18 protein-coding genes are annotated in these 23,032 nt (G+C 35.6%); 11 read left to right on the top strand and 7 right to left on the bottom strand.

The features are described 5' to 3' along the window. Positions 1-113 precede the first annotated feature (113 nt). Together ACFQ39_RS05145 and ACFQ39_RS05150 are read left to right on the top strand one after the other, a co-directional pair. Positions 114-1,010, top strand: coding sequence for a serine hydrolase (locus ACFQ39_RS05145; RefSeq protein WP_377176916.1), 897 nt, complete (start codon positions 114-116; stop codon positions 1,008-1,010). A gap of 13 nt (positions 1,011-1,023) precedes the next feature. Continuing rightward, positions 1,024-3,813 carry an Npt1/Npt2 family nucleotide transporter gene (locus ACFQ39_RS05150; protein ID WP_377176917.1) on the top strand — a complete coding sequence of 930 codons (2,790 nt, stop codon included), beginning with the start codon at positions 1,024-1,026 and terminating at the stop codon, positions 3,811-3,813. Here the strand turns inward: ACFQ39_RS05150 and ACFQ39_RS05155 are convergent. The 3 genes from ACFQ39_RS05155 to ACFQ39_RS05165 form a co-directional block, all read right to left on the bottom strand. Continuing rightward, the gene (locus ACFQ39_RS05155; RefSeq protein WP_377176918.1) at positions 3,810-5,063 is read right to left on the bottom strand and encodes a serine hydrolase; all 1,254 of its coding nucleotides are present in this window, start codon (positions 5,061-5,063) and stop codon (positions 3,810-3,812) included. The genes ACFQ39_RS05150 and ACFQ39_RS05155 overlap by 4 nt on opposite strands. Before the next feature lie 3 nt (positions 5,064-5,066). Then, positions 5,067-7,982: a PEP/pyruvate-binding domain-containing protein gene (locus ACFQ39_RS05160; RefSeq protein ID WP_377176919.1), complete on the bottom strand. Its 2,916-nt coding sequence runs from the start codon at positions 7,980-7,982 to the stop codon at positions 5,067-5,069. 271 nt (positions 7,983-8,253) lie between these two features. Beyond that, positions 8,254-8,601: a hypothetical protein gene (locus ACFQ39_RS05165; protein WP_377176920.1), complete on the bottom strand. Its 348-nt coding sequence runs from the start codon at positions 8,599-8,601 to the stop codon at positions 8,254-8,256. Between the two features lie 115 nt (positions 8,602-8,716). Between ACFQ39_RS05165 and kbl the strand changes: the two genes are divergently transcribed. Genes kbl through ACFQ39_RS05190 form a run of 5 tightly spaced genes read left to right on the top strand, consistent with a single transcriptional unit; the run spans position 8,717 to position 14,290 of the window. Further along, positions 8,717-9,910, top strand: coding sequence for a glycine C-acetyltransferase (gene kbl / locus ACFQ39_RS05170; RefSeq protein ID WP_377176921.1), 1,194 nt, complete (start codon positions 8,717-8,719; stop codon positions 9,908-9,910). Positions 9,911-9,918: 8 nt separating this feature from the next. Beyond that, entirely contained in the window at positions 9,919-10,380 is a 462-nt protein-coding gene (locus tag ACFQ39_RS05175; protein WP_377176922.1) for a 6-pyruvoyl trahydropterin synthase family protein, read from the top strand. Positions 10,381-10,384: 4 nt separating this feature from the next. After that, positions 10,385-11,137 carry a UDP-2,3-diacylglucosamine diphosphatase gene (locus ACFQ39_RS05180; protein WP_377176923.1) on the top strand — a complete coding sequence of 251 codons (753 nt, stop codon included), beginning with the start codon at positions 10,385-10,387 and terminating at the stop codon, positions 11,135-11,137. A 1-nt stretch (position 11,138) separates the two neighbouring features. Beyond that, positions 11,139-12,494, top strand: coding sequence for a DNA repair protein RadA (radA, locus tag ACFQ39_RS05185; RefSeq protein ID WP_377176924.1), 1,356 nt, complete (start codon positions 11,139-11,141; stop codon positions 12,492-12,494). A gap of 59 nt (positions 12,495-12,553) precedes the next feature. Beyond that, the gene (locus tag ACFQ39_RS05190; protein ID WP_377176925.1) at positions 12,554-14,290 is read left to right on the top strand and encodes an ABC transporter ATP-binding protein; all 1,737 of its coding nucleotides are present in this window, start codon (positions 12,554-12,556) and stop codon (positions 14,288-14,290) included. A 30-nt stretch (positions 14,291-14,320) separates the two neighbouring features. Here the strand turns inward: ACFQ39_RS05190 and ACFQ39_RS05195 are convergent, their stop codons facing one another. Further along, a complete protein-coding gene (locus tag ACFQ39_RS05195) occupies positions 14,321-15,373 on the bottom strand; it encodes a DUF4421 family protein (RefSeq protein ID WP_377176926.1) in 1,053 nt (350 codons plus the stop codon). A 133-nt stretch (positions 15,374-15,506) separates the two neighbouring features. Between ACFQ39_RS05195 and ACFQ39_RS05200 the strand changes: the two genes are divergently transcribed. Beyond that, positions 15,507-15,863: a toxin-antitoxin system YwqK family antitoxin gene (locus ACFQ39_RS05200; protein WP_377176927.1), complete on the top strand. Its 357-nt coding sequence runs from the start codon at positions 15,507-15,509 to the stop codon at positions 15,861-15,863. Between the two features lie 3 nt (positions 15,864-15,866). On the opposite strand, the gene ACFQ39_RS05205 is transcribed toward ACFQ39_RS05200, so the two are convergent. Continuing rightward, positions 15,867-16,904 (bottom strand): endonuclease/exonuclease/phosphatase family protein, encoded by a 1,038-nt coding sequence (locus ACFQ39_RS05205; protein WP_377176928.1) that lies wholly within the window; start codon positions 16,902-16,904, stop codon positions 15,867-15,869. A gap of 128 nt (positions 16,905-17,032) precedes the next feature. On the opposite strand from ACFQ39_RS05205, the gene ACFQ39_RS05210 reads away from it, so the two are divergent. From ACFQ39_RS05210 to ACFQ39_RS05220, 3 genes are read left to right on the top strand one after another with little or no spacing between them, the layout of a single operon-like run. Beyond that, the gene (locus ACFQ39_RS05210; protein ID WP_377176929.1) at positions 17,033-19,810 is read left to right on the top strand and encodes a TonB-dependent receptor; all 2,778 of its coding nucleotides are present in this window, start codon (positions 17,033-17,035) and stop codon (positions 19,808-19,810) included. Positions 19,811-19,821: 11 nt separating this feature from the next. Next, entirely contained in the window at positions 19,822-21,186 is a 1,365-nt protein-coding gene (locus ACFQ39_RS05215; protein WP_377176930.1) for a DUF5689 domain-containing protein, read from the top strand. 30 nt (positions 21,187-21,216) lie between these two features. Then, positions 21,217-21,684, top strand: a complete 468-nt coding sequence (locus tag ACFQ39_RS05220) for a hypothetical protein (protein ID WP_377176931.1) — start codon at positions 21,217-21,219, stop codon at positions 21,682-21,684. Here the strand turns inward: ACFQ39_RS05220 and ACFQ39_RS05225 are convergent. Both ACFQ39_RS05225 and ACFQ39_RS05230 read right to left on the bottom strand, forming a co-directional pair. After that, complete coding sequence (locus ACFQ39_RS05225; protein ID WP_377176932.1) at positions 21,663-22,115, bottom strand: GNAT family N-acetyltransferase; 453 nt, start codon at positions 22,113-22,115, stop codon at positions 21,663-21,665. The genes ACFQ39_RS05220 and ACFQ39_RS05225 overlap by 22 nt on opposite strands. Positions 22,116-22,117: 2 nt before the next feature. Beyond that, the gene (locus ACFQ39_RS05230) at positions 22,118-23,023 is read right to left on the bottom strand and encodes a cation diffusion facilitator family transporter (RefSeq protein WP_377176933.1); all 906 of its coding nucleotides are present in this window, start codon (positions 23,021-23,023) and stop codon (positions 22,118-22,120) included. Positions 23,024-23,032 lie beyond the last annotated feature (9 nt).

A 23,032-nucleotide genomic window follows, 5' to 3' on the forward strand; every position in this document is an offset into this window, starting at 1 on the left:
ATCTCAAACTCCATTGCATTGAAGCATCTTCTGTGAAACTTATTCTTCGCTTTCTTGAAAATTAGATATCTTTACTAAAACAAACCTATCTTCTTGTGATCAAAAATTTGACCTTGACTTTTTTCCTTTTTCAATTCCTCGCTTTCTGGCATATCGGGGCACAAGAATCTCTGCCCTTAAATTTTAATGGCCCTTTGCCTAAAGTTCAGTCGCTCCGTTGCCATAAAATGCAGGAGATCCTGAAATCTGAGATCGATCAAAATAAACGATGGAAAAAATTGATCTCAAATAAAAAAATGTCCATTTCCATCGTCGATTTGCACGATCCAAATCAAGTGACCTATGCAGGATTAAACGACAATCAGATGATGTATGCTGCAAGTTTACCAAAAATTGCCGTGTTGTTAGCCGCCATGGATGCCATCAATAATCATGAAATTGTTGAAACAGATGCCATGAGAAAGGACATGAAATTGATGATCAGCAAATCAAATAACCAAGCCACTACCAGAATTATAGACCTGCTTGGATTTGAAAAAATAGAATCCTCTCTCAGAAATGCCAACCACAAATTGTATGATGAAACGACCGGAGGTGGACTTTGGGTTGGGAAACGCTATGCTTCCACGGGAAAACGCTACCCAGACCCATTAAAGGGCCTTAGTCATGGTGCAACCTCTGCCCAGGTCGCAAGTTTCTATTACCAGCTGGTCTTCGGACGTCTGATCAACCAAGAGCAATCAAAAAGGATGCTCGAAGTGTTGAAAGATCCGGCACTCACCCATAAATTTGTGAACACACTGAAGAAAATTGCGCCCGAATCAACTGTTTATCGAAAATCAGGGTCCTGGAAAACCTATCATTCCGATTCTGTTTTGGTCTGGGGAAAAGATCGAAAATATATCCTTGTCGCCCTTATAGATGATGGAGGTGGTGAGCAAATTATCAGGGATCTCGTTGTACCGCTTGAATCCGTTATTTCAAAATCAAGGAAATACTCCTGTAATTAATCCTAATATAACCATGGTCAAGCGTTTTCTCAAAAAAACCTTTAATCTCCATGAGGGTGAGCTAAAAGTATCGTTGCTCATGCAATTGTATATTTTTTTGGTCATCACAGTTTTATTGATGGTTAAGCCATCGGTCAATGCCATTTTTCTTTCTCAATTAGGGCCTGAAAATTTACCCTATGCCTATCTGCTCGTTGCGCTCATTGCTGTTTTATCTTCCATTTTCTATAACAAATTAGTCGAGCGTTACTCGATTAAAATTATGGCAATTGCTTCTATCATCATTTTTAGTTCATGTTTCTTTTTACTCTCCTTTGTCATCAAATACAAGGTTTTTGACGCCTGGATCTTGTATTTCTATTATTTGAGCTTATCTCTCTTCGCCGTACTGGTCACTTCCCAGTTTTGGATCATTGCAAACATGGTTTACGACGTGCGTGAAGCCAAACGATTATTTGGATTTATTGGTGCAGGAGCCATTGCCGGAGGTATTTTTGGGGGTTATCTAACAACATTTCTTGCAAATTTTTTTGGTGCTGGAATGGTTGTTTTTATAGCGGCGATTTTATTGGCTTGTTGTATTCCCATCATATTTATAGTCTGGGAGATCAAGATAAAAAAGATCAGTGCGTTTGACGTTGTTAAAAGAAAGTCACCAAAAAGTAAAGTGTCTAAATCCTCCTGGAAAGTTGTTTTTAGTTCAAAACATCTCACACTTTTATCTGCTATCATGGGAATCAGCGTACTCGTGGCAAAATTAGTTGATTATCAATTCAGCGACTTCTCTCATAAAGCCTATACAAATGCTGATGATTTGAGTTCATTTTTTGGATTCTGGTTTTCTACTTTTAATGTTGTCGCTCTTTTTGTTCAGCTTTTCCTGACGAATCGGTTGTTATCATTTTTAGGTGTTACAGGAAACCTTTTGATTTTACCTTTAGGTATCGCTGTGGGCTGTGTCTTGTTTCTGTTTTTTCCTGAATTATGGGTATTGGTACTGATCAAAGGTGTTGATGGCAGTTGTAAGCAATCGGTCAATAAAGCTGCATTCGAACTTTCTATTTTGCCCATAGATTTTGATATAAAAAAGCAGGCAAAACCTTTTATTGATGTAGTTATAGACAGTATTGCAACGGGATTGGCAGGATTCATGTTGCTTTTTGTCATCAAAGAGCTAAATGTTTCTCCCAAAATAATTACCCTGATTATTTTGGTTAGTCTTTTCGTCTGGGTTGTTTTGATAGTGATGCTCAGAAGCACCTATTTTGATTCATTCAGAGAAAATATCAAAGCTTCAATTGAAGCAGCAAACAAAAAAAACAGCAAGAAAAGTAAGCGAAAATTGACCAAATCTTCGATCAAGGAAATTCTTAGCGAGGGGGAAGAAAAAGAAATTATATCCTTGTTAAAACACGATGGATTTCCTTTTATAAAAGTTTTCAAATCACAAATGATCAATCTTATAGACCACCCTTCCAATAGGGTCAAAGCTGCTGCCATTAGAGAAATATCCGGGTTTAAAAATAAAATAACCACCCAAAAGATCAGAGAATTACTAGATAACTCAACAGATGATGAAGTTGTATTTGAAGCTTTGTCTTATATCTTCTCGCATGCGCCGAGCAAAGAAAACCAGTTGTTCAAATCCTATTTAGATCATGAGCAAGATTATAAAAAGAACGCAGCCCTATTATTCCTGGCTATCTCTGGAAGAAACAATCCATCCCTGTCTAAAAAATTTGAACTCGACAGAAGAATAGAGGAACAAATCACAGAATTTACCGATTTTGAGCATGAACAAAGATGGGAAGAAATCGCTGCATTATTGATTACCATTGGCTATGCCGGCAACAAAAAGTATTATCCTTTTATTGATAAATACCTCAAAAGTAAGAATTCAGACCTCCAGAATATGGCTATCAAAGCGACGGGGCTTACATTGAGCGAGCAATTTGTTCCGAAATTAATTGATTTATCGACGAACAAAACCCTGAGAAAAAATGTTGTTGAAGCCTTAAAAAACTACGGACCATCCATTACAAAAAAATTGATGGAACTAGAGGCTTCCGGAGAACTTGATGAGTTTGAAGAACAACAAATTCCTGAAATCATCGGATCATTTCACACAAAAAACGCACATCAAACACTACTGAGATTATTGCGCAGCAGGGATGCTACGGTAAGAAGTAAAGCAGCCTATTTTCTCGATTCTTTAGAAGAAAAAAATGAGAAATTTGAGATCCCGAAAAAATTGATCACTCGATTTATATTGAACGAATCTGCCTATTTCAGAAGGACGATAAGAGCCCGGATTAGCATTGAAAAAGCCATTAAAGAAAATGCAAAGGATGCCTCCAATAAAGAAAGGGAGAATTTGCTAAAGGAGATAAACAACCAATTGCACCGCAGTGTTGAAACTATATTCAACCTTTTAAGTTTGAAATTCGAAAACTCAGACATGCAGGTTGCCTTCCAGGGCATCATTAATGAAATGGAAGAGTCCCGAATCAACAGCATCGAATTTCTAGACAATTTATTGTCTTCAGACCTCAGGAGGGTGATTTTACCCCTTTTAGAATATCAGTATTTACCTGGTCAGGAGAACGACATTAAAGTAGCACCAATTGACGAGGACAAATGTCTAAATGAATTGCTCAGAACCCATGGTTCAGCCACTTCTTTAAAAGTCTTACAACTGATAAAAGAAAAAGGAGGAGACAAGTTTAAGCGAGAACTCCTCAGGCTAAAGAAAAATAATCATGGCAAAATCAATAAACTGGTCAATGAGATTCTCTCGGCTTAGGTGTCCTTTTTGTTGATAATTCCATCTATTTCTCCGGCCATGTAATAATGATCATTTGCAGAGTTTTTGTTCAGCACATTCGACATCAAACAAACAATGTATTTTATTCCATTGGGTTGCTCAACGATGATGACCGAATTCATATAATTAAAAACATTGCCCTGATAGTCACCGCAATTCGGATTTTTATCGCGATCACATTTATAGTAACTTCCAGATTTATAATAAACTGCTGCGTCGTCTAATTTTGGAGATTTGGCATATCGGATCCTTCTATCTGTCAGATAAAGGATTCTTTTCATTTCTAAACTAGAATTTTCATCAACAACATTCCCTTGTTCAAGTTGAACCAAAAACTTCATCAGTCCTTTTGGCGAAGCGTTGCTTCCTCCTTTTCGTCCAACGTGTTTTCCCGATGCGGTTGTAAACATCCCTCCCAGCCGCCATTCGTCATTGGAGATACCCATGTTATTCAAAGGTGAATTCACCACATCATGCGCAACATTTGTTAAACTGTCTTTAGAAACACTGTCAAAATACTTTTCAGCAGCATCATCTGTTAAACTCGGATAGGCTTGTCCAAACTGTCTCATTAAAATAGCCTCACGAAAAACCACGGATGCGGCGCCGTTATTACTTACTGAGACCATATGATCTAACCATTCATAAAGTGAAAAGACATCCGAGGCCTGTACTTTTCTTCGGGTCAGTTTATCGCTTTCAATATCGTACACCGGAATTGTGTGGTGGTCTCCTGTTCCCCAATATCTGGCAGAAACCCTTCTGTTTTTTAAAAGTTCTATTTTCTTCTCCCAAGAATCGGGGTAAACTTTTTTTAATTCAGTAAAAAATCCTATCAAAACGGCTAATTTACCAACTGAACCCGGCTGGTAACCTACATCTTCTTTATATGCCGCATATTTCATCTTGTCTGGGTCCGACATATCCAATGCCACAAGTGAATAATTCCCCTGTGGAATTACTGACTTGATCTTTGCGGAAAAATCAGGGTCTTCCGTCAAAATAGCGTCGAGTCCCGTTGATTGTACACTTTTTAAATTGAGTTTGATCGAAGCCAAAGAATGCATCGCACCGGGAGGAATTCGGGTCATTTTCTCTCCCTTTTCCACCGATCTCTGCAATTGTAATAAACGTGCAATTTTTGTCGAACCATAACCATCAATTGGATAAAACGCAAATGAACTCGCAATGGCCAAACAAATTCCTAATAAGATTATTGCTTTCTTCATAACTTAAATTTTTTCTGATAATGAGACTTTCTTATTCATGTCCATTTGTGGCGAAATCGAATCCAGATAACCTGAACTTTTTGCCTTTTTATTCTCTACAAAGGGTCGAATTTGAAACAACCAAAGTTTATCGTTCTCAAAGCCCATTTCCATATCATATGCTCCCTGGTAATCGGGATCTGTTCTCTCCGGAACTTTAGTTCTCACTTCATCCACAATTCGCCTAATTGACTGAATATTATTCTCGTTTAGAATTGGTTTGTCAAAAGAAGTAAACCGTTTTTCTGAACCACCTTTTTTAGATAAATAAACATAGCTCGGCTCCCTCGATGGTGATAATAACTCATTTTCCGCTTTTGTCACAAGCCTTGTCTCTGCCGACTGACCGTCAACTGCACCCCCGGCACCTCTGCTAAAAGCAACTGTAAGATCATCCTTTCCGCCCTTGTTTATTCCCGTCGTAATCACAACCCCAGAATAATCGACGTTTACACCTGGAATAACCAGAATGGAAGGAAAAACGTATTCCGGATTCAGCAAATATTTCTGCCTCCATTTTAAACTTCTCTCTGTATAAGGCGAGGCCCAGACCCTTTTGATTCCATTCATGATTTCGTCCTTTTTCAAAATATTGAATAACGTGAGGTTTAAGCCGGCCCCGGTAAATTCTTTTAAGTCTTCCATATTCGTATCACTGCGCAGGAAAACTGGGACAGAGCCCAAAGAGCTTCCAAAAACTTTTTTGAATTCTGTTTCCAACTGAGCAACAAAATCTTTATTCAATTCCATTTTTTCAATGGCAGTTCTCAAGGTACTCATCCTCTCTAGCTGATATTTTTCAATCTCATTGTCATTTTTATTCGCCTTCTTCATCTCCTCTGCCTGATTATAAGTCGCATTCAAATATTCCCAGTAAGAAACAGACTGACCCGGCATCTTGTTATCCAGATGATTTCTAAATATGCCAAAGGGAATGATAAGACCTTCGACCACATGGTCTGGAAACAGCGATTTTAGCTGACCAAGATTGGCCGCTTTTGGACCGCAAATTTTCCCTGAATCATCGGCATTCACTTCTCTCATATTGATCACGTTTGTTTCATCGAGTTGAATGCGATCTACAGGCACTTTAATTTTATTGGTATTTCTCTGTTCAGCAGAAAACAATCCCAACTCTTCCTTGCTCATGTCCTTTTCCAATTTCATCAAAACATTTCCCTTTCCGGTTACTGCATAGAAAACCTTCTGACCTTTATATTTTAAAAGATCCTTGAGATTTTCACCTGATATTGCGGCATTGGGAATACCCAGGTTTCTCGCGAGCAATTGTACATGAGAAACAAGGTTCCCTTCTGAAATGGTCATGATTCCTGCTACCGGTTTTAATCCGGAAGGAGGTCTTTCAAAAACATAAATTTTGTCTTTTTCAAAATCCGTTTCTTCAACTGATCCTCGTACAACCTCGAGTTCACCATAGGCATATCCAGGATTTAATCCCCTGATTGTGGATTCACCTGAAATTCCCATGACATCATTTTCAAGAGAGGACTGTTTAGAAATAATTGATCCCAATTGACTCACGCTCTTTCCCAGATCTAAAACTACAGAAGAGCGAATTCTATCATCAATGAACTGATAAGATTTGGGTTCGAACAAGCTATACCTGGCTACATCTTCTCCATAAACCGCCTTAACCATGGCTGTACTCCATTCTACAATTCCTCTTGAGCTATTTAAAAACTCCTGCAATTCACCCAGGCTCATCGACTCAGGTAAAGATCGATACGCCAAAATACCTTTTACCTCTTCCCATTCCCAAAGCTCGATCAATCCGGATCCCAATGCGGCATAACTGAGCACCTGAATTTTTTTCATCAATTCATTGAGGTTTGAGGGCTTCCATTCTTGCGATTGTATGAATAAAATATTTTCGGTCTTGTTGGACAGATCGAGTAGGCCCAACTTGCTTTCAGCACTTTTAACTTTAGGTAATTCAAATCTTATATTACAGAGAATTTCTGCCAAAGAATGACACTTATCCGCCGCAAAGACTTCTCTTTCATACCCTTTTAAAAGTGCAGACAATGATTTCTTAAGGTCCTCATTCCCCTGGATTGAGCTCACTTCCTTCAATAATTCTTCTGTACTTACCGGTGTATAATAGGTATTCATGGTTTGCAAAAGCTCGTCCAATTTCCTTTTTTGATCTGAGCTTAAACTGCTGCCATTTTTCTTTAAAAAATCATTTACAACAGCGATATCGGTCTTATCCGGATTTCCGTGAATTTTGATCCTGACATCCATAAAGGTTGGCACTTCTTCAGCAATTACTTTAGACTGACTTCTCATGAGTTGCGCGATATTCGAATCTCCCGAATGAGGCAAATCCTTCAACGACTGTTTGATCAAATAATATTGCTCATCTAAGTTTTTTTGGTCTTTTAAAATTTCCTTGTAAAATTCTATCCCCCATTCTTCTTCATCTTCAGATTGCATGGCTCCTCTATAAAACTGTCCTTTTTCATAAATCCAGCCGTTATCTACAGTGATCAGATACTTTACAATCTCATATTGTTTTAATCGGCTATGGTTATTTTGCGCATCCCAAAATTCTTCGATTTTATTATACGACAAAATATTACCAAAATACAGTTGATGGTTAGTGGCTAGTGCATCCACTTCCGGTTTATAGGAGGCGTGTTGGATACCTCCTCCGATCGATTCAGGGCAAGATTCTTTTGGATCTCTTACGGAACCATCTTTACAGAACCATTTAATTCTGTAATAAGGACCTCTTTCATCTTTTTTAAAAGATTGGATTTGTTTTTTAATGGTACTGACCGGAATTTCTTGAGCAGTTAAAAGGGAACCGTTCAAAAAAATTCCAATGAACAAAACAAGCATCGCTGATTTAATCATCTGCATAATAAGGGGTTTAGGTAGTTAATTCTTATTGCAAACTAAATTAAGAAAAAATATTGTTAACCTAACTAAAGGTGTCATCAACATGGTCTTAAAAAAATTGAGCAAAAAATTTTATGTCCATAAAAGGACCGGGCAAGAATTACATTGCAAACATACTGCAAACTTAATTTGACAAATTAATTTGGTGACTTTGCAATTCAATTCTCAAGAATGAGCTGATGAATCATCACAGTGGGCCAGGGAAATAAGAAATTTTTTTCTTCTGCTAAAAACTCCTCTTTTCAAAATACATCACAATCGCTTCTTTCATTAAAACCGATTGTTCCCCGGGTTTAAGGTAGGGTAGTTCGTCTAACACCTTAAAGTGTGGCCAGCCGTCCTTATCAAAATAATCGAACTCGTAATAGCCAAAAGGTTCTAACAAAGTACATATGGCAATGTGCATGATATCGAGCTTTTCGTCTTTCTTAAACTTTCTGTATCCTTGCCCTAATTCTTGGACTCCGATTAAATAAATGATGCCATCTACGTCTAAAATTTCACCTCCGCCAAAAAGTTTAGATAATTTCGCTTGAACTTCTTCCCATTGTAATTTTAGTTTTTCGTCTCTCACTTTTTCGTTTTTAATGAGGTCAAAATTAATCTAATCATGTCGAATAACCTTCACTTTCTCAAAATCTATCCAAACAGAATTGCTTACTTTTGCATATTCCAAAAATAAACTTATTATGTACGGCAAGGTCAAAGCACATCTTACAGAAGAATTGGCTTCTATCGAAGAGGCAGGTCTTTACAAAAAGGAAAGGATCATCACAAGTGCTCAAGACGCTGTGATTAAAATTTCTACGGGAGAAGAAGTCATCAATTTTTGCGCGAACAATTATCTCGGTCTTTCAAATCATCCGGAAGTAATTCAAGCAGCAAAAGATACCATGGACACGCATGGCTTTGGCATGTCGTCTGTTCGTTTTATTTGCGGAACCCAAGATATTCATAAAGCATTGGAGCAACGTATCGCGCGTTTTTATAAAACTGAAGACACAATCTTATACGCTGCTGCATTTGACGCGAATGGCGGTGTTTTTGAACCTCTTTTGTCGTCTGAAGATGCGATTATTTCTGATTCTTTAAATCACGCCTCGATTATTGATGGGGTGCGTTTGTGTAAGGCAGCTAGATATCGATATGAAAATAACGATATGGCAGATCTTGAAAAGCAATTGATAGATGCGAATAAAAAGAATTATCGATTCAAAATTATCGTAACAGATGGTGTTTTTTCTATGGATGGTATTGTGGCTCAGTTAGATAAAATTTGTGATCTGGCAGATAAATACAATGCGATGGTGATGGTAGATGAATGTCATGCAGCAGGTTTTATTGGAAAAACAGGTCGAGGTACTGTAGAACTGAAAAATGTGATGGATCGCGTCGATATTGTTACGGGCACACTCGGCAAAGCTTTAGGCGGAGCAATGGGCGGATATACGACAGGAAAAAAGGAAATTATAGATTTACTTAGACAACGTTCAAGACCCTATTTGTTTTCAAATTCTCTTGCACCTGCTATCGTTGGAGCATCTTTAAAAGTTTTTGACTTGATAGAAAACGATGTTAGCTTAAGGGATAAATTAGAAGAAAATACCCGCTATTTCCGCAGTAAAATGGAATCAGCAGGCTTTGATTTGGTGGGAGCTGATGCCGCTATTGTACCAGTGATGCTATACGATGCCAAACTGGCGCAAACCATGGCCAATGAATTGCTAAAAGAAGGTATTTATGTTATTGGTTTCTTTTTCCCGGTTGTGCCCAAAGAAAAAGCGAGAATTCGCGTTCAATTGAGCGCAGCACATAGCAAAGAACACATCGATAAAGCAGTAGCCGCTTTTATAAAAGTAGGAAAAAAATTAAATGTTATTTGAGATCGGCCATGCAAAAGAAAGTAATAAGGATCACCAAACATTTTGATTTCGAATCTGCCCATGCTTTGTATGGTTATGACGGAAAATGTAAGAACATTCACGGGCATAGCTACCATTTGTACGTTACCGTAATTGGTACGCCCATAAACGATTTGAATCATGTCAAGAACGGAATGGTTTTAGATTTTGGCGATCTTAAAAAGATTGTCAAAGATGAAATTGTTGATGTATTTGATCATGCTACAATTCTAAATAAAAATTCACCACATGCCGAGTTGGCAAAAGATTTAGAAGGGCATGCGCATAGACTCGTTATGGTACCCTACCAACCTACTAGTGAAAATATGCTTTTCGATTTTGCAGAAAGGATTAAAAAACAATTACCTCAAAATGTTTCCTTACATTCGTTAAAACTATTTGAAACAGCAAATTCTTATGCGGAATGGTTTGCTGCAGACCAAGTTGAATAATCAGATGAATTTAAGTAAAGCCAAAAAAATATATTTCGCCTCAGATCAGCATTTCGGAATTCCATCCACAGAGAAAAGCAAAATCAGAGAACTAAAATTTATTGAATGGCTGGATACGATCAAAAAAGATGCCGATGCTATTTTTCTACTGGGCGATCTTTTTGACTTTTGGTTTGAATATCAAAAAGTAATTCCAAAAGGGTATGTCAGAGTTTTAGGAAAACTGGCTGAAATTAGAGACAGTGGAATTCCTATTATGTTTTTCGTCGGCAATCACGATTTATGGATGGAGGATTACTTTCAAACCGAACTCAATATTCCGGTTTTCAGAACTCCCCAGCAATACACGTTTCAGGGAAAGCATTTTTTAATTGGTCATGGAGACGGTTTAGGCCCAGGAGATAAGGGGTATAAAAGGATGAAAAAAGTATTTACAAACCCTTTTTCAAAATGGCTTTTTAGATGGTTTCATCCTGATTTAGGGGTAAAATTTGCTCAATACCTTTCAACCCAAAATAAATTAATTTCGGGTGATGAAGATGTGATATTCTTAGGTGAGGAAAATGAGTGGCTCGTTCAATACGCCAAGAAAAAACTTGAAACAAAACATTTTGATTTCTTTATTTTTGGACATAGACATCTGCCTATGGAAATAAAAATCGGGGAGAGTTTATATATCAATACAGGTGATTGGATTCGCCATTTTACCTATGCAGAATTTGATGGAGAGCAATTGTCATTAAAAAAATTCTTGTGAGATGGCGAAAGTAAAATCCAGTTTCTTTTGTCAAAATTGTGGCGCCCAATTTCCAAAATGGGCAGGCAAATGTACTTCTTGTCATGAGTGGAACACCATTGTAGAAGAGATTATTCAAAAAGAGGAAAAAAGAAATTGGAAATCTTCAAATAGTGCCAAAAGAGTAAATAAAGCCCTTCAAATACATGAGATTTCTACCTTACAAGAAGATAGAATCCACACAAATAACCACGAACTCAATCGCGTTTTAGGTGGTGGTTTGGTTCAAGGGTCCGTCGTGCTGTTAGGAGGAGAACCCGGTATTGGTAAATCTACCCTTTTATTGCAAATCGCCTTGTTGATGAAACAAAAAGTGCTGTATGTTTCTGGTGAAGAAAGCCAATCTCAGATCAAGCTTCGGGCAGAACGATTAAAAGGAATTAATCCCAATTGTTTGATCCTGACAGAAACAAAAACACAAAATATTTTTAAAACTATGGAAGAGATTGTACCAGATGTCTTGGTCATCGATTCTATACAAACCCTTCATACCGATTTTATAGAAGCTTCTCCCGGCAGTATTTCTCAGATACGTGAAACGACAGCTGAACTTATCAAATTTGCCAAAGAAACCAATACTCCTGTCGTGCTTATTGGTCATATTACCAAAGAAGGTACAATTGCAGGACCAAAAATTTTAGAACATATGGTCGATGTCGTTTTGCAGTTCGAAGGGGATAGAAACCATACTTATAGAATTTTAAGGGCACAAAAAAATAGGTTTGGTTCAACGGCAGAGTTAGGCATCTATGAAATGCAAAGTACGGGCTTGAGAGAGGTGACTAATCCTTCCGAAGTATTAATTTCAGAAAAAGACACAGACCTTACAGGGACTTCTATTGCGGCGACTTTGGAGGGAATGCGTCCTTTGATGATAGAAGTACAGGCATTGGTGAGTACAGCGGTTTATGGAACACCTCAACGCTCTTCTACAGGGTATAATTTAAAAAGATTGAACATGCTTTTGGCAGTTCTTGAAAAACGAGCCGGATTTAGATTGGGTGCAAAAGACGTTTTTTTGAATATCGCCGGCGGTCTGAATGTAGAAGATCCTGCCATAGACCTCGCTGTAGTATGTGCCATTTTATCTTCAAATGAAGACGTGGCTATCCCTCAAAATTTTTGTTTTGCGGCAGAAGTTGGACTTTCAGGAGAAATTAGAGCCGTGAACCGCGTAGAACAAAGAATTATTGAAGCTGAAAAATTGGGTTTTGAAAAAATAATCCTATCTAAATTCAATAAAATTCCTTCAAAAAATCACAAAATCGAATTGATTAAAGTGTCTAAGATAGAGGATGTTGTCAAGGTTCTTTTTTAGAAGTATATGTCTATTTGTCTGGATTTTAAATTTGGCTCGATAATGGCCAAGCAAACAACATGAGCAAGAAAAAAGTATCGTATAAATGGGCTTTTAAGGAATTTATCTGGCCCAGAAAAGGAATCGTATTAGTAGGATTGATTTTGATTATTTTCAAAAGTTTGTCGGGTTTGGTATTGCCTTATGCCAGTAAGAACCTGATAGACGAGGTAATTCCTAACAGAGATATGAAGGCGCTTTCTTTGCTCCTGGCCGCAGTTTGTTTTGCGATATTAATTCAAGCGGTAACATCTTTTTTATTGACAAAAATTTTGAGTGTGGAAGCGCAGCATCTGATCTCCAAACTAAGGGCTCAAGTACAAAAGAAATTACTAAAACTACCTGTCAGTTTTTTTGATAATCAAAAGTCAGGAGCCTTGGTTTCAAGGGTTATGACAGATGTTGAAGGTGTAAGAAATTTGGTAGGTACGGGTCTGGTTCAACTCATAGGAGGTTCAATTACAGCAATAATTTCCTTGATTATTCTGTTAAAAATTAATGCAACCATGACTTTTTTTGTTTTGGTTCCCGTTTCACTTTTCGCTTTTATAGCACTTAAAGCTTTTGGAAAAATTCGTCCCATCTTTAGAGAAAGAGGAAAAATTAATGCCGAAGTTACAGGCAGATTGACAGAAACATTGAACGGAATTCGTGTAATAAAAGGGTTTAATGCCGAAAATCAAGAAAGTAAAACTTTTGAAGACGGTGTGGAAAAACTCTTTTTGAACGTAAAAAAAAGTTTGACAGCAACGGCATTGATTACGAGTTCATCGGCATTCTTATTGGGATTGGCCTCTGCAGGAATCATGGGAATTGGTGGTTATTTTATCATGAATGAAAGCATGACCTATGGTGAATTTGTATCATTTACACTTTTCTTAGGTTTTATGATCGCTCCGATTGTTCAAATGAGTAACATAGGTTCTCAGCTCACAGAAGCCATGGCCGGCTTAGACAGAACCCAAGAATTGATGGAAATGGCAGAAGAACAAGATCCCTTAAATAGAAATATCGTTTTACAAGAAATTAAAGGCGATCTAAAGTATAAAGACGTCTCTTTCTCTTATGAAAAGGGAAAAGAAGTACTGCACAGTATTTCTTTTGATGCTCCGGCTGGAAGCGTAACTGCCTTGGTAGGTTCATCTGGTTCAGGAAAGTCGACCATTGCGGGTCTAGCAGCCACTTATTTAAATCCCAATAGCGGTTTAATTACCATTGATGGCATTGACTTAACTAAGGTCGATTTGTCGAGCTATAGAAGTCAGCTAGGGGTAGTTCTTCAAGACGACTTTTTGTTTGAAGGTACTATTCGTGAGAATATTTTATTTCCAAGACCAGAGGCCAGTGAAGAGCAGTTATTGGCGGCAGTGAAAGGAGCTTATGTAAATGAATTTACTGAAAGATTTGAGGAAGGTTTGGATACAGTAATCGGAGAACGAGGGGTAAAACTCTCGGGGGGCCAAAGACAAAGAATTTCTATTGCAAGAGCTATTTTGGCCAATCCTAAAATTATTTTGTTAGATGAAGCAACGTCGAATCTAGACACTGAAAGTGAGATGTTTATTCAAAAAAGTTTGCATTCACTTATGCAAAATAGAACGACTTTAGTCATCGCTCACCGCTTGAGTACAATCAAACAAGCTGACCAAATTTTGGTGATAGAAAATGGAAATATTGCCGAAAGAGGAAATCATGAAGAACTCATTGAGAAAAAGGGAAGATATTATGATTTATATACCTACCAAAGTAAAATTTAATGTTGTATAACATGCTGAATTAATTTTTTTTTAAAGTGGAAGTAACTCCTCTATTTGATCTACTGTTTTTTTTAAGAATTTTGGCGTTTTGAATCTGTATCCTATAAAAATTTGGTAAGTAAGATTGTTTGTTTGAATTGTCATGGTTTTATTGTTTTCATTTCTAAAAGATTCATAACCCTTTATTTCAGCCCCACCAAAAATCCGTTCAGAATTATATCCAAGACCCAAATGTGCATTCAATCTATAAATGGGATTAGAATATGTTGTTCTAACATTTCCTTCTGGAAACCTTGTGAGTAGATTGGTATAATTTACACCTAAACTGGGGCTTAGGCCAAGAGAGGCATACCAACTGCTTTTAAGAACATAAGTGTAATAATAAGCTATATCTAATAGAAATTCAAAAGATTTGGAGTTTTGACTGCTCGTCTGCTCTGGATTATTACTTCTGTTGTCTATGTCGTAATAATTGTACAATAAACCAGGTATAAAACTCCCTGCATTTCGCTTTTGAATTTCTGTCTGTGTTGAAATTGCGCGTAAAGAAAAATTAGGATTAAACTTATACCCTGTAGATCCTTGAAAAGAAATTACTCCTAAATCCGGGAATTTAATATATGGCTCACCTTCTTCCCAATCCGGTAAAAAATTCTTTGTGTTTTCCAAATAATATCCATTAACTTTTGAATATTTCAAGCCTTGAACCCAATGGTCAAAAATTAGATTTAAGTTCAATCCAAATCCATTCGTTTTACCTTTGAGATCATCGTCATTATTGCCCGGTAGGAATTTCGGAATATATCCTACGCTAAAAGAAATAAACTTGTAGTTAAAGGAAATTTTACTCTTTATAGATACATTTGGCCGGATATCAGTGCTGTAGTTATTGGGTCCTTTTAGTATAAAGCTTTCTATTTCACTATCTAAATCGAATTTTACATTTATTCTATCAAAATTTTTAAAAATATAGGACGAACTCTCTGTTTTAATCAAGCTATCCTTTACTGCAATCTGACCCGTAGAAAAAACATAAGTAAGACAAAAAAATAAAAGTAAGGTATAATTCTTTTTTAAAACCATTGTTTTTTCATCGATTTTACAAAATCCTCAAAGTTCGTTTAATTTATTAAATATCCTATTGACTGATTTAAATCATTATGCCCTTCTGCATAAAGAGTTAACTTTGAGAATAGTAAACAATAAGATATTGATCATGAAAACTTTACTTTTTTCAGTTTTAACTTTTTTTATTTGTCTGAATGCCTATGCACAAAAGAAAAATCAAACAATTACACCGGTTGGAGATCTTTTCGAAGTGACTATTTATTATAATGATGGAAGTATTATGCAAAAGGGATTCTTAAATCAAGAAAATCAATTACACGCCTCTTGGGAGAGCTTTTTTGAAAATGGAGATCGCAAATGTGTGGCCACCTATGAAAACGGTAAAAAAGTAGGCGTATGGTATTATTGGGATTTGAACGGGAAAAAGACAAAAGTGATCTATCAAGACAATAAGGTTGTATCAACTGAAGAGGTAACTTTAAACAAAGAGCCTGATTTACAATAAAAATTATAGGGTTTTTCTCTTCAATAAACTGATATAAACAGGGTAATGATCGCTATAACCATTTGCAAATTTGTTATTGATAAAACTTCTTTTCGGATATCCTTTATATTTTCCTGATAAATTTGATATATAGGGAGGGTTGTAAATATTTGCTTTTAGAAAGAATAATTGATTCTTATTTTTCTTTAATGGTAAAAAGGACTTGCTAACCAATACTTGATCGAACAAATGCAATTGATCCCAGTGAGCCAAGGTATTATATCCTATCTTATACATTTTTTCAAAAGGATTAAAGAACTCATCTAATTCTACTTCCTGCATTGAGCCTTTTGAGGCAAGAACTTCTTTTATTCCTTCATCCGTTGGGTTATCATTAAAATCACCCAAAACAATAATTTTAGCATCCACATTATCACTTTGAATTTCTTCTATTTTCCTTTTTAAAACATATGCTGCCTTGATTCTTTTGCTCTCACTAATTTCTTCTCCCCCTCTTCTTGAGGGCCAATGGTTTACAAAAACATGAATTTCTTCATCGGCCAAAATTCCAGAGATATAAAGAATATCTCTCGTAAAAATACGCATACCGGATTCATCCCAAATTTTAACTTCAATTGCTTCTTGAAAAATCGGTTTAAACTTTTTCTTTTGATAGAGTAATGCCACATCAATGCCTCGTAAATCAGGAGAATCAAACTGAATAAAACCATATTGAAAAGGAGATAAAAATGATGTATTTACAAGATCTTGCAGTACAGCCGAATTCTCAATTTCTGCCAGACCTACCAGCACTGGAGCTTGATTATATCCAATTTCTGAAATGACTTGAGCAATGTTTTTCATTTTTTTGTCATAATCCTTTCCGCTGAATTTCAGTTTACCCTCAGGCGTAAAATCTTCATCAAAGGTGTTTAGATCATCTATTGTATCGTATAAGTTTTCCACATTATAAAAGGCAATTGTATGTATATCATAAGTATCAAGCTGAGAGAAACCGAGAAATGGCATCATACTAAAGAATAATCGAACAACTTTTTTCATACAAACTATCGGTTTACATTTTTGTGAAAAAAGTGTCATAAAGTCAACATGTAAAAAAACAAAATTTGATGTTAACCTATTTGCTTCTTCTTTCATAAAAAATTGTCATTTAACCAATTCTTTATTGAATGAAAGCTGCCCTTTTGTACTTGTTCATTTATTTCTCTTATCATGCAAATGCTCAAAATACTGTTGTTTTTGGCCAAGTATTAGACGATAGTGACGAATCTCTTTCTGGAATTGAAATTTATTTCAAACAAAACAAGGTGGCACATTCTGATACGGAGGGATTGTTTTTCTTCTCTTTAAAGTCGGGTCAGTCTTATTCGGTCAGTTTCGAATCGCAGGAGTTCAATCGAAAAAAGGTTAATTTTTTCATTGAAAATAAACAAGATAGTCTAGATCTGGGAAGAATTCTTCTTCAGAAGAAAGATGAATTTTTAGCATTGATGGATTTCGATGAACTACTGTTAGAAGATGAAAATAATTCACAAATTACCGGCTTTTTAAACAGTAGTCGAGATCTGTTTTCCAGAACCGTTGCTTTTCAATTCAGTTCGGCATTTTTTAGACCCCGAAGTCTTGGTACTGACCAAACTACTGTATTGTTTAACGGTAATGAGATGAACAAAATGTGGAACGGCAGGGCTAATTGGAACCAATGGGGAGGTTTAAATGATGTGACTCGTCATCAAATATTTTATCCAAATTCTGAACCAAATCCCTCTTCTTTTGGTGCAATAGGTGGAGCAATTTTTATTAGCTCAAAACCTTCTGATTATCGCAAAGGAATAAAGGCTTCCTATGCCCTCGCCAACAGAACTTATAACCATAGAACGTTATTTACATATCACTCAGGATCTCTTAAAAACAATTGGATGATCATGGGAGCTTTAGGCCTTCGGGAAGGAAAAAATGGTTACAAAGAAGGAGCTCCTTATGCTTCACAATCATATTTTTTATCGGTTGAAAAACTCATATCAGATAATCAAAGCCTTTATTTTACAGGTTTTTTGGTAAATACAAACAGAGGAAAAGTGGCGCCAATAAAAGAGGAGGTTTTTGATTTAAAAAATGACCGATACAATGCTTATTGGGGTTCTCAAAATAATCAAATTAGAAATGCAAGAATGCAATCTGTGGCCGAGCCAACTTTAATGCTCAACTACGATTGGCAAATCAATAGAACAGTTGAGTTACGTTCCTCCATGAGTTATCAGTTTGGTAAAAACGGGCATAGTAGGCTTGATTATAACGGAAATTCTTTAGAATTTGATGAAAACGGTGAGCCATTTCTAATCGGTGGTGGGACAAATCCCGATCCTACCTACTACCAAAAATTGCCCAGTTATTATTTGCGATTTCCAGATCATCCTGATTACACAAAAGCCTATTTGGCAGAACAAAAATTTTTATCCGATGGCCAGATCAATTGGGAAGAAATGTACGACGCAAATATTAATTCGGGTCAACCACAATCAATCTATGCTTTGTATGAAGATAGAACAGATGATCAATTCTTTCAATTTAACACAAACTTGAGTATCCAGCCAAAAAAATATTGGTATATCAATACCTCTTTAAGGTTAAAATATTTAATTTCTGATAACTATGCAAATGTGCTCGATTTGTTAGGTGGTGAGGGTTATTTAGATGTTTACAGCTATTCTGAAGATCTTGAAGAAGCGCAAAACGATCTGCAAAACCCAAATAGAATTGTACAAAAAGGAGATGTTTTTAAGTATCATTTTAAACTGTATAACACTGTTGCGGAAGGATTTGGTCAACTAGAATACAAAAGAGACAAAGTGGAATTCTACACGGGTTTAAACCTAAAACACAATAGTTTCTATAGAGAAGGATTGTATGAAAATGGTAGATATCCGGGTGAAGCTTCTCTAGGGAAAAGTGAAGTCTTGCGTTTTTTAGGATATGGTTTAAAAACTGGTCTAACTTATAAGCTAACCGGTAGACATTTGATTTCTACAAACCTATTATACTTAAGCGACTCCCCAAAGCTGCAAAACTCCTTCATAAATATGAAGGAAAACAATCAAACTATAACAAATATTGAAAATCCATTGTACTACAGTGCAGATATCAATTATATGTTGAGGATGCCAAGACTGAATGTAAAATTGAGCAGCTATTATCTAGGTCAGGAGAATGGAAGCTCAATAAGATTTTATTATGCCGATGGATTGACAATCATAGACCAAGACCAAAGAAACGCCTTTGTTCAAGAAATTATGACAAATATCTCAACCTGTCATATGGGCCTGGAGGCAGCTTTGAATTATACGGTCTTGAGTGGTTTACAACTCAATGCAGTTGCTGCCGCGGGCAAAGCCATATATGCTAAACCTGCAAATATTTCTCTTAGTTCTGATGATTTTAAAGATGCTATAAATTTTGGCAAATCATACCTCAAAAACTATCACCTGTCTAATGGTCCACAACAAGCCTTTTCTTTAGGATTGAGTTACAATAGTCCACATTTTTGGTGGTTGAACCTGGCTGCAAATTATTTTGACGAAAACTATATTTCGGTTGCACCCTTATTGAGGACCACTAATTTTTTGACTGATGTTGATGGTCTTCCTATAGAAAATTTTGATTCAGAAACAGCCAGATCACTCTTAAAACAAAAAAAGATCGATCCATACTATACACTCAATTTAACGGTTGGAAAATCATGGCGTATTAAAAAGCATACCCTCGGAACTTTTTTAATTGCTTCAAATCTATCAAATTCTATTTATCAAACGGGTGGTTTTGAACAATCCAGAAATGCCAACTATCAAACACTTTTACAAGATCAACAAAGAGAAAAACCCTTGTTTTCACCAAAATATTGGTACGGATATGGTCAAAATTATTTCCTCTCTGTTTATTGGAGAATTTAAACACACAGCTTATGAAAAACATCTTTTATTTCTTTGCTTTTTTACTATTGAATTCATGTGAACCCGAAGAGTTCTCTATCCCCGTTCCGGATAGAATTGAAACAGAAATGGTGTCAAATTCCAAAATAGATGTTATTAAAAATATCTTGTTACAATCTGGTGAAACAATCTATGAGTTTCCATTAGAGGACAATACTGTCGTAGAAGGCTATGTCATATCAAGCGACGAAACAGGAAATTTTTATAAAAGTTTAATCATTCAAGATAAAATTGAAAACCCAACTTGTGGAGTCGAAATTCTTTTGGATAAGAACGATTTATTTACCCTTTATAATCCGGGACGAAAAATTTATTTAAAATTAGCGGGATTGGCCATTAGCCAAAATAATGGAAACTTTTTTCTAGGATATTTAAACCTATCTGAAGTTGTAAGTATACCTGAAAGTCTTATTCATCAACATTTGATTCGATCGTTACAAACTGAAGAAATTCAACCTAAAAAAATTGATATAGATGATTTTGATCTATTTAAAATAAACACCTTCGTTCAATTGGAAAATGTTCAATTTAGTCTTGATGAATTAGGAAAAAGTTATGCCGGAGAAATTTTTGATCAATATTCGGGTGAAAGAGAAATAATTCAATGTAACAATAAACTATCTGCTTTTGTTAGTACTAGCAGTTTCGCCAACTTTAGATCTCATATCGTTCCAAATGGCACAGGAACAATTTCAGGAATTTTAAGAAAAGATTATTACGGAGAAAAATATGTTATCGTACTAAACAATCCATCTTACCTCAATTTCAATAGTGAAAGTCGCTGCGATCCAGTTTATTTCAATTGTCAATTATCTAAAGAAAACAATAAAAACATACTATTCTTTGAAAATTTTGAGGAAATAAAAAATGCCAAAGAACTCACAGAAAAGGGTTGGATCAATGAAAATATCTTTTTAGGAAATGGAAAATTCGAAAGAAAAGTAAGTGATGGAAATGCATTTATGAGAATATCTGCCTATGGTACAGGTGAAAATACGCTTGAAGCTTGGTTGGTTAGTCCGAAAATTGATGCTACACTCAAAGAAAATAGCCAATTATCCTTTCAAACACGTGCAAATTTTGACAACGCGAAGCTTCTATCTGTTTGGATATCAACTAATTTTGAAGGAAATATAACATCTGCTGACTGGGAGCAACTCGATGTAAAAATATCAGTTGGTCCCAGAGGAGGAACAAATATTCATTTTGTTTCATCAGGTCAAATTTCACTGTCATGTTTACAAAAATCATTTGTTATTGGTTTTAAATATGTAGGTTCAGATCCCTCAAAAACGACAACTTATGATTTGGATCAGATTTTAATAACATCGGATTAGTTAGTTTTGAATCTTCTAAATAATATTTTAATGGTGAAAGCTTTATTTACCCTTTTAATGCCTTTTTTAATTTTAAAATGTAGTACGAATGATTGTGAAGAAATGATCTGTTTTACCCCACCACAAGCATTTCAATTTGAGATTATCGATGTAAACTCTAGCCAAAATTTGTATACTCTAGGATTATTGTTTAAAAAGGATTTAAAAATTTACGAAACGAAAACTGGTATTTCCAGAGAGTTTAGTTTTATAAATGAAAATGATTTAAATATTATCACTGTCAATTCTATTGGTTGGAAAAATGAAAAAGTAGAACTCACCATTGAACTAAAAAAAAATCTAAATTTTACACTTTATGTAGACGCTCAAAGAAAGAATGAAAATTGTTGTTCTTTTAAAACAATGAATGAAATCATCATTCAACCTTTTGAATATAAGCCAGATCAATCAAAAGAACTATATCAAATTTATATTCCCTACTCCTCTTTGATCATATGAATATGAGGAATCCCATCTTCTAAATACCCCTCACCTATTTGATTAAAACCATGTGATTCGTAAAATTTTTTAAGATAGGTTTGGGCACCAATTTTAATTATTTTTGTTTTAAACAGCGTTTCTATTTCAGAAATAGATCTTTTGATTAACTCATGTCCTAACATCTTACCCCTAAAATTTTTATCCACCACTACCCTGCCAATTGCAGCAAAATTGTAATAATCACCTGGTGCAAACAATCGGGTATAGGCAACAACTTTTAATGGATTTTCCTCGAAAACAGCAAAGAAATGTAAGGCATCTTTATCTTTATTATCCAATTCTGGATAAGGGCAATTTTGTTCTACTACAAAAATGTTGATGCGTAATTTCAGAATCTCGTGAAATTCGTCGACAGATAATTCTTCAAACTTTTTTAATACCCATTTCATACCTAATCTTGAATGATAAAATCTTTTATATCTTCCCTGTCGTATTCAGGTTGCAGATATGAATGATGAATGTGAAACTTTTCTGCTAGAATTTTCTCTACCTCTTTACAAATTGAATCGAATTCTGAAAGTAATATATCATGTTTAAATTCGATGTGTGCTTCAAAATGAAAATCACTATCGTTTAGTTGCCAAATATGCACATGGTGAATATTTCTGATCTTATCAATTTTTATTAATTCTTCTTGAATATCCTCAATTTTAATATTTTTCGGTGCAAAAAGCATCAGAATTTGAAGTGAATCTTTAAATATATGCCAACTCATAAATAACAAATACACAGAAATGGCAATCGTTAAAACTCCGTCTAACCAATAGACTTGGTAATATTTCATTAAAATACCACCAATCAAAACTACAACGGATGTAAGCATATCACTTATTAAATGGAGATAAGCTGCCTTCATATTTAAATTGTGGTGAGCATCATTTTTGAGTAATAGAACACTTATTCCGTTGGCTATAATGGCTAACAAGGCTAACCAAATCACTAAATTACTTTCTAACTCCGGTGGATTTTGCAACCTCTTAACTGCTTCAATACCGAGAAAAACAGCAATGATGATTAATGAAGAAGAGTTGATAAATGCCGCAATAATTTCTGCCCTTTTGTAGCCAAACGTATGATGTATAGTTTGTTTTTTTTTATTTGTTAATAAATTAGCTACATAACTGATAATTAGAGATATAACATCAGAAAAATTATGTACCGCATCTGAAATTAAAGCTAAACTACCTGAAATAATACCTCCAATGAATTGAGCAAGGGTTATGGTTACGTTGAGAACAATGGATATAAAAAGTTTCCTGCCTGAAAGTTGATGTGAATGATGATGTGAATGTCCCATACCTAAAAC

Source organism: Namhaeicola litoreus, assembly GCF_042679565.1.
In the GTDB taxonomy this organism is placed as follows: Bacteria; Bacteroidota; Bacteroidia; order Flavobacteriales; family Flavobacteriaceae; genus Namhaeicola; species Namhaeicola litoreus.

Bases quoted from the DNA above. Each gene is read 5' to 3' on its own strand.
- ACFQ39_RS05150 (WP_377176917.1), top strand. From the start codon at position 1,024: ATGGTCAAGCGTTTTCTCAAAAAAACCTTTAATCTCCATGAGGGTGAG.
- ACFQ39_RS05155 (WP_377176918.1), bottom strand. From the start codon at position 5,063: ATGAAGAAAGCAATAATCTTATTAGGAATTTGTTTGGCCATTGCGAGT.
- ACFQ39_RS05160 (WP_377176919.1), bottom strand. From the start codon at position 7,982: ATGATTAAATCAGCGATGCTTGTTTTGTTCATTGGAATTTTTTTGAAC.
- kbl (WP_377176921.1), top strand. From the start codon at position 8,717: ATGTACGGCAAGGTCAAAGCACATCTTACAGAAGAATTGGCTTCTATC.
- ACFQ39_RS05175 (WP_377176922.1), top strand. From the start codon at position 9,919: ATGCAAAAGAAAGTAATAAGGATCACCAAACATTTTGATTTCGAATCT.
- ACFQ39_RS05180 (WP_377176923.1), top strand. From the start codon at position 10,385: ATGAATTTAAGTAAAGCCAAAAAAATATATTTCGCCTCAGATCAGCAT.
- radA (WP_377176924.1), top strand. From the start codon at position 11,139: ATGGCGAAAGTAAAATCCAGTTTCTTTTGTCAAAATTGTGGCGCCCAA.
- ACFQ39_RS05190 (WP_377176925.1), top strand. From the start codon at position 12,554: ATGAGCAAGAAAAAAGTATCGTATAAATGGGCTTTTAAGGAATTTATC.
- ACFQ39_RS05195 (WP_377176926.1), bottom strand. From the start codon at position 15,373: ATGGTTTTAAAAAAGAATTATACCTTACTTTTATTTTTTTGTCTTACT.
- ACFQ39_RS05200 (WP_377176927.1), top strand. From the start codon at position 15,507: ATGAAAACTTTACTTTTTTCAGTTTTAACTTTTTTTATTTGTCTGAAT.
- ACFQ39_RS05205 (WP_377176928.1), bottom strand. From the start codon at position 16,904: ATGAAAAAAGTTGTTCGATTATTCTTTAGTATGATGCCATTTCTCGGT.
- ACFQ39_RS05210 (WP_377176929.1), top strand. From the start codon at position 17,033: ATGAAAGCTGCCCTTTTGTACTTGTTCATTTATTTCTCTTATCATGCA.
- ACFQ39_RS05215 (WP_377176930.1), top strand. From the start codon at position 19,822: ATGAAAAACATCTTTTATTTCTTTGCTTTTTTACTATTGAATTCATGT.
- ACFQ39_RS05220 (WP_377176931.1), top strand. From the start codon at position 21,217: ATGGTGAAAGCTTTATTTACCCTTTTAATGCCTTTTTTAATTTTAAAA.
- ACFQ39_RS05225 (WP_377176932.1), bottom strand. From the start codon at position 22,115: ATGAAATGGGTATTAAAAAAGTTTGAAGAATTATCTGTCGACGAATTT.
- ACFQ39_RS05230 (WP_377176933.1), bottom strand. From the start codon at position 23,023: ATGGGACATTCACATCATCATTCACATCAACTTTCAGGCAGGAAACTT.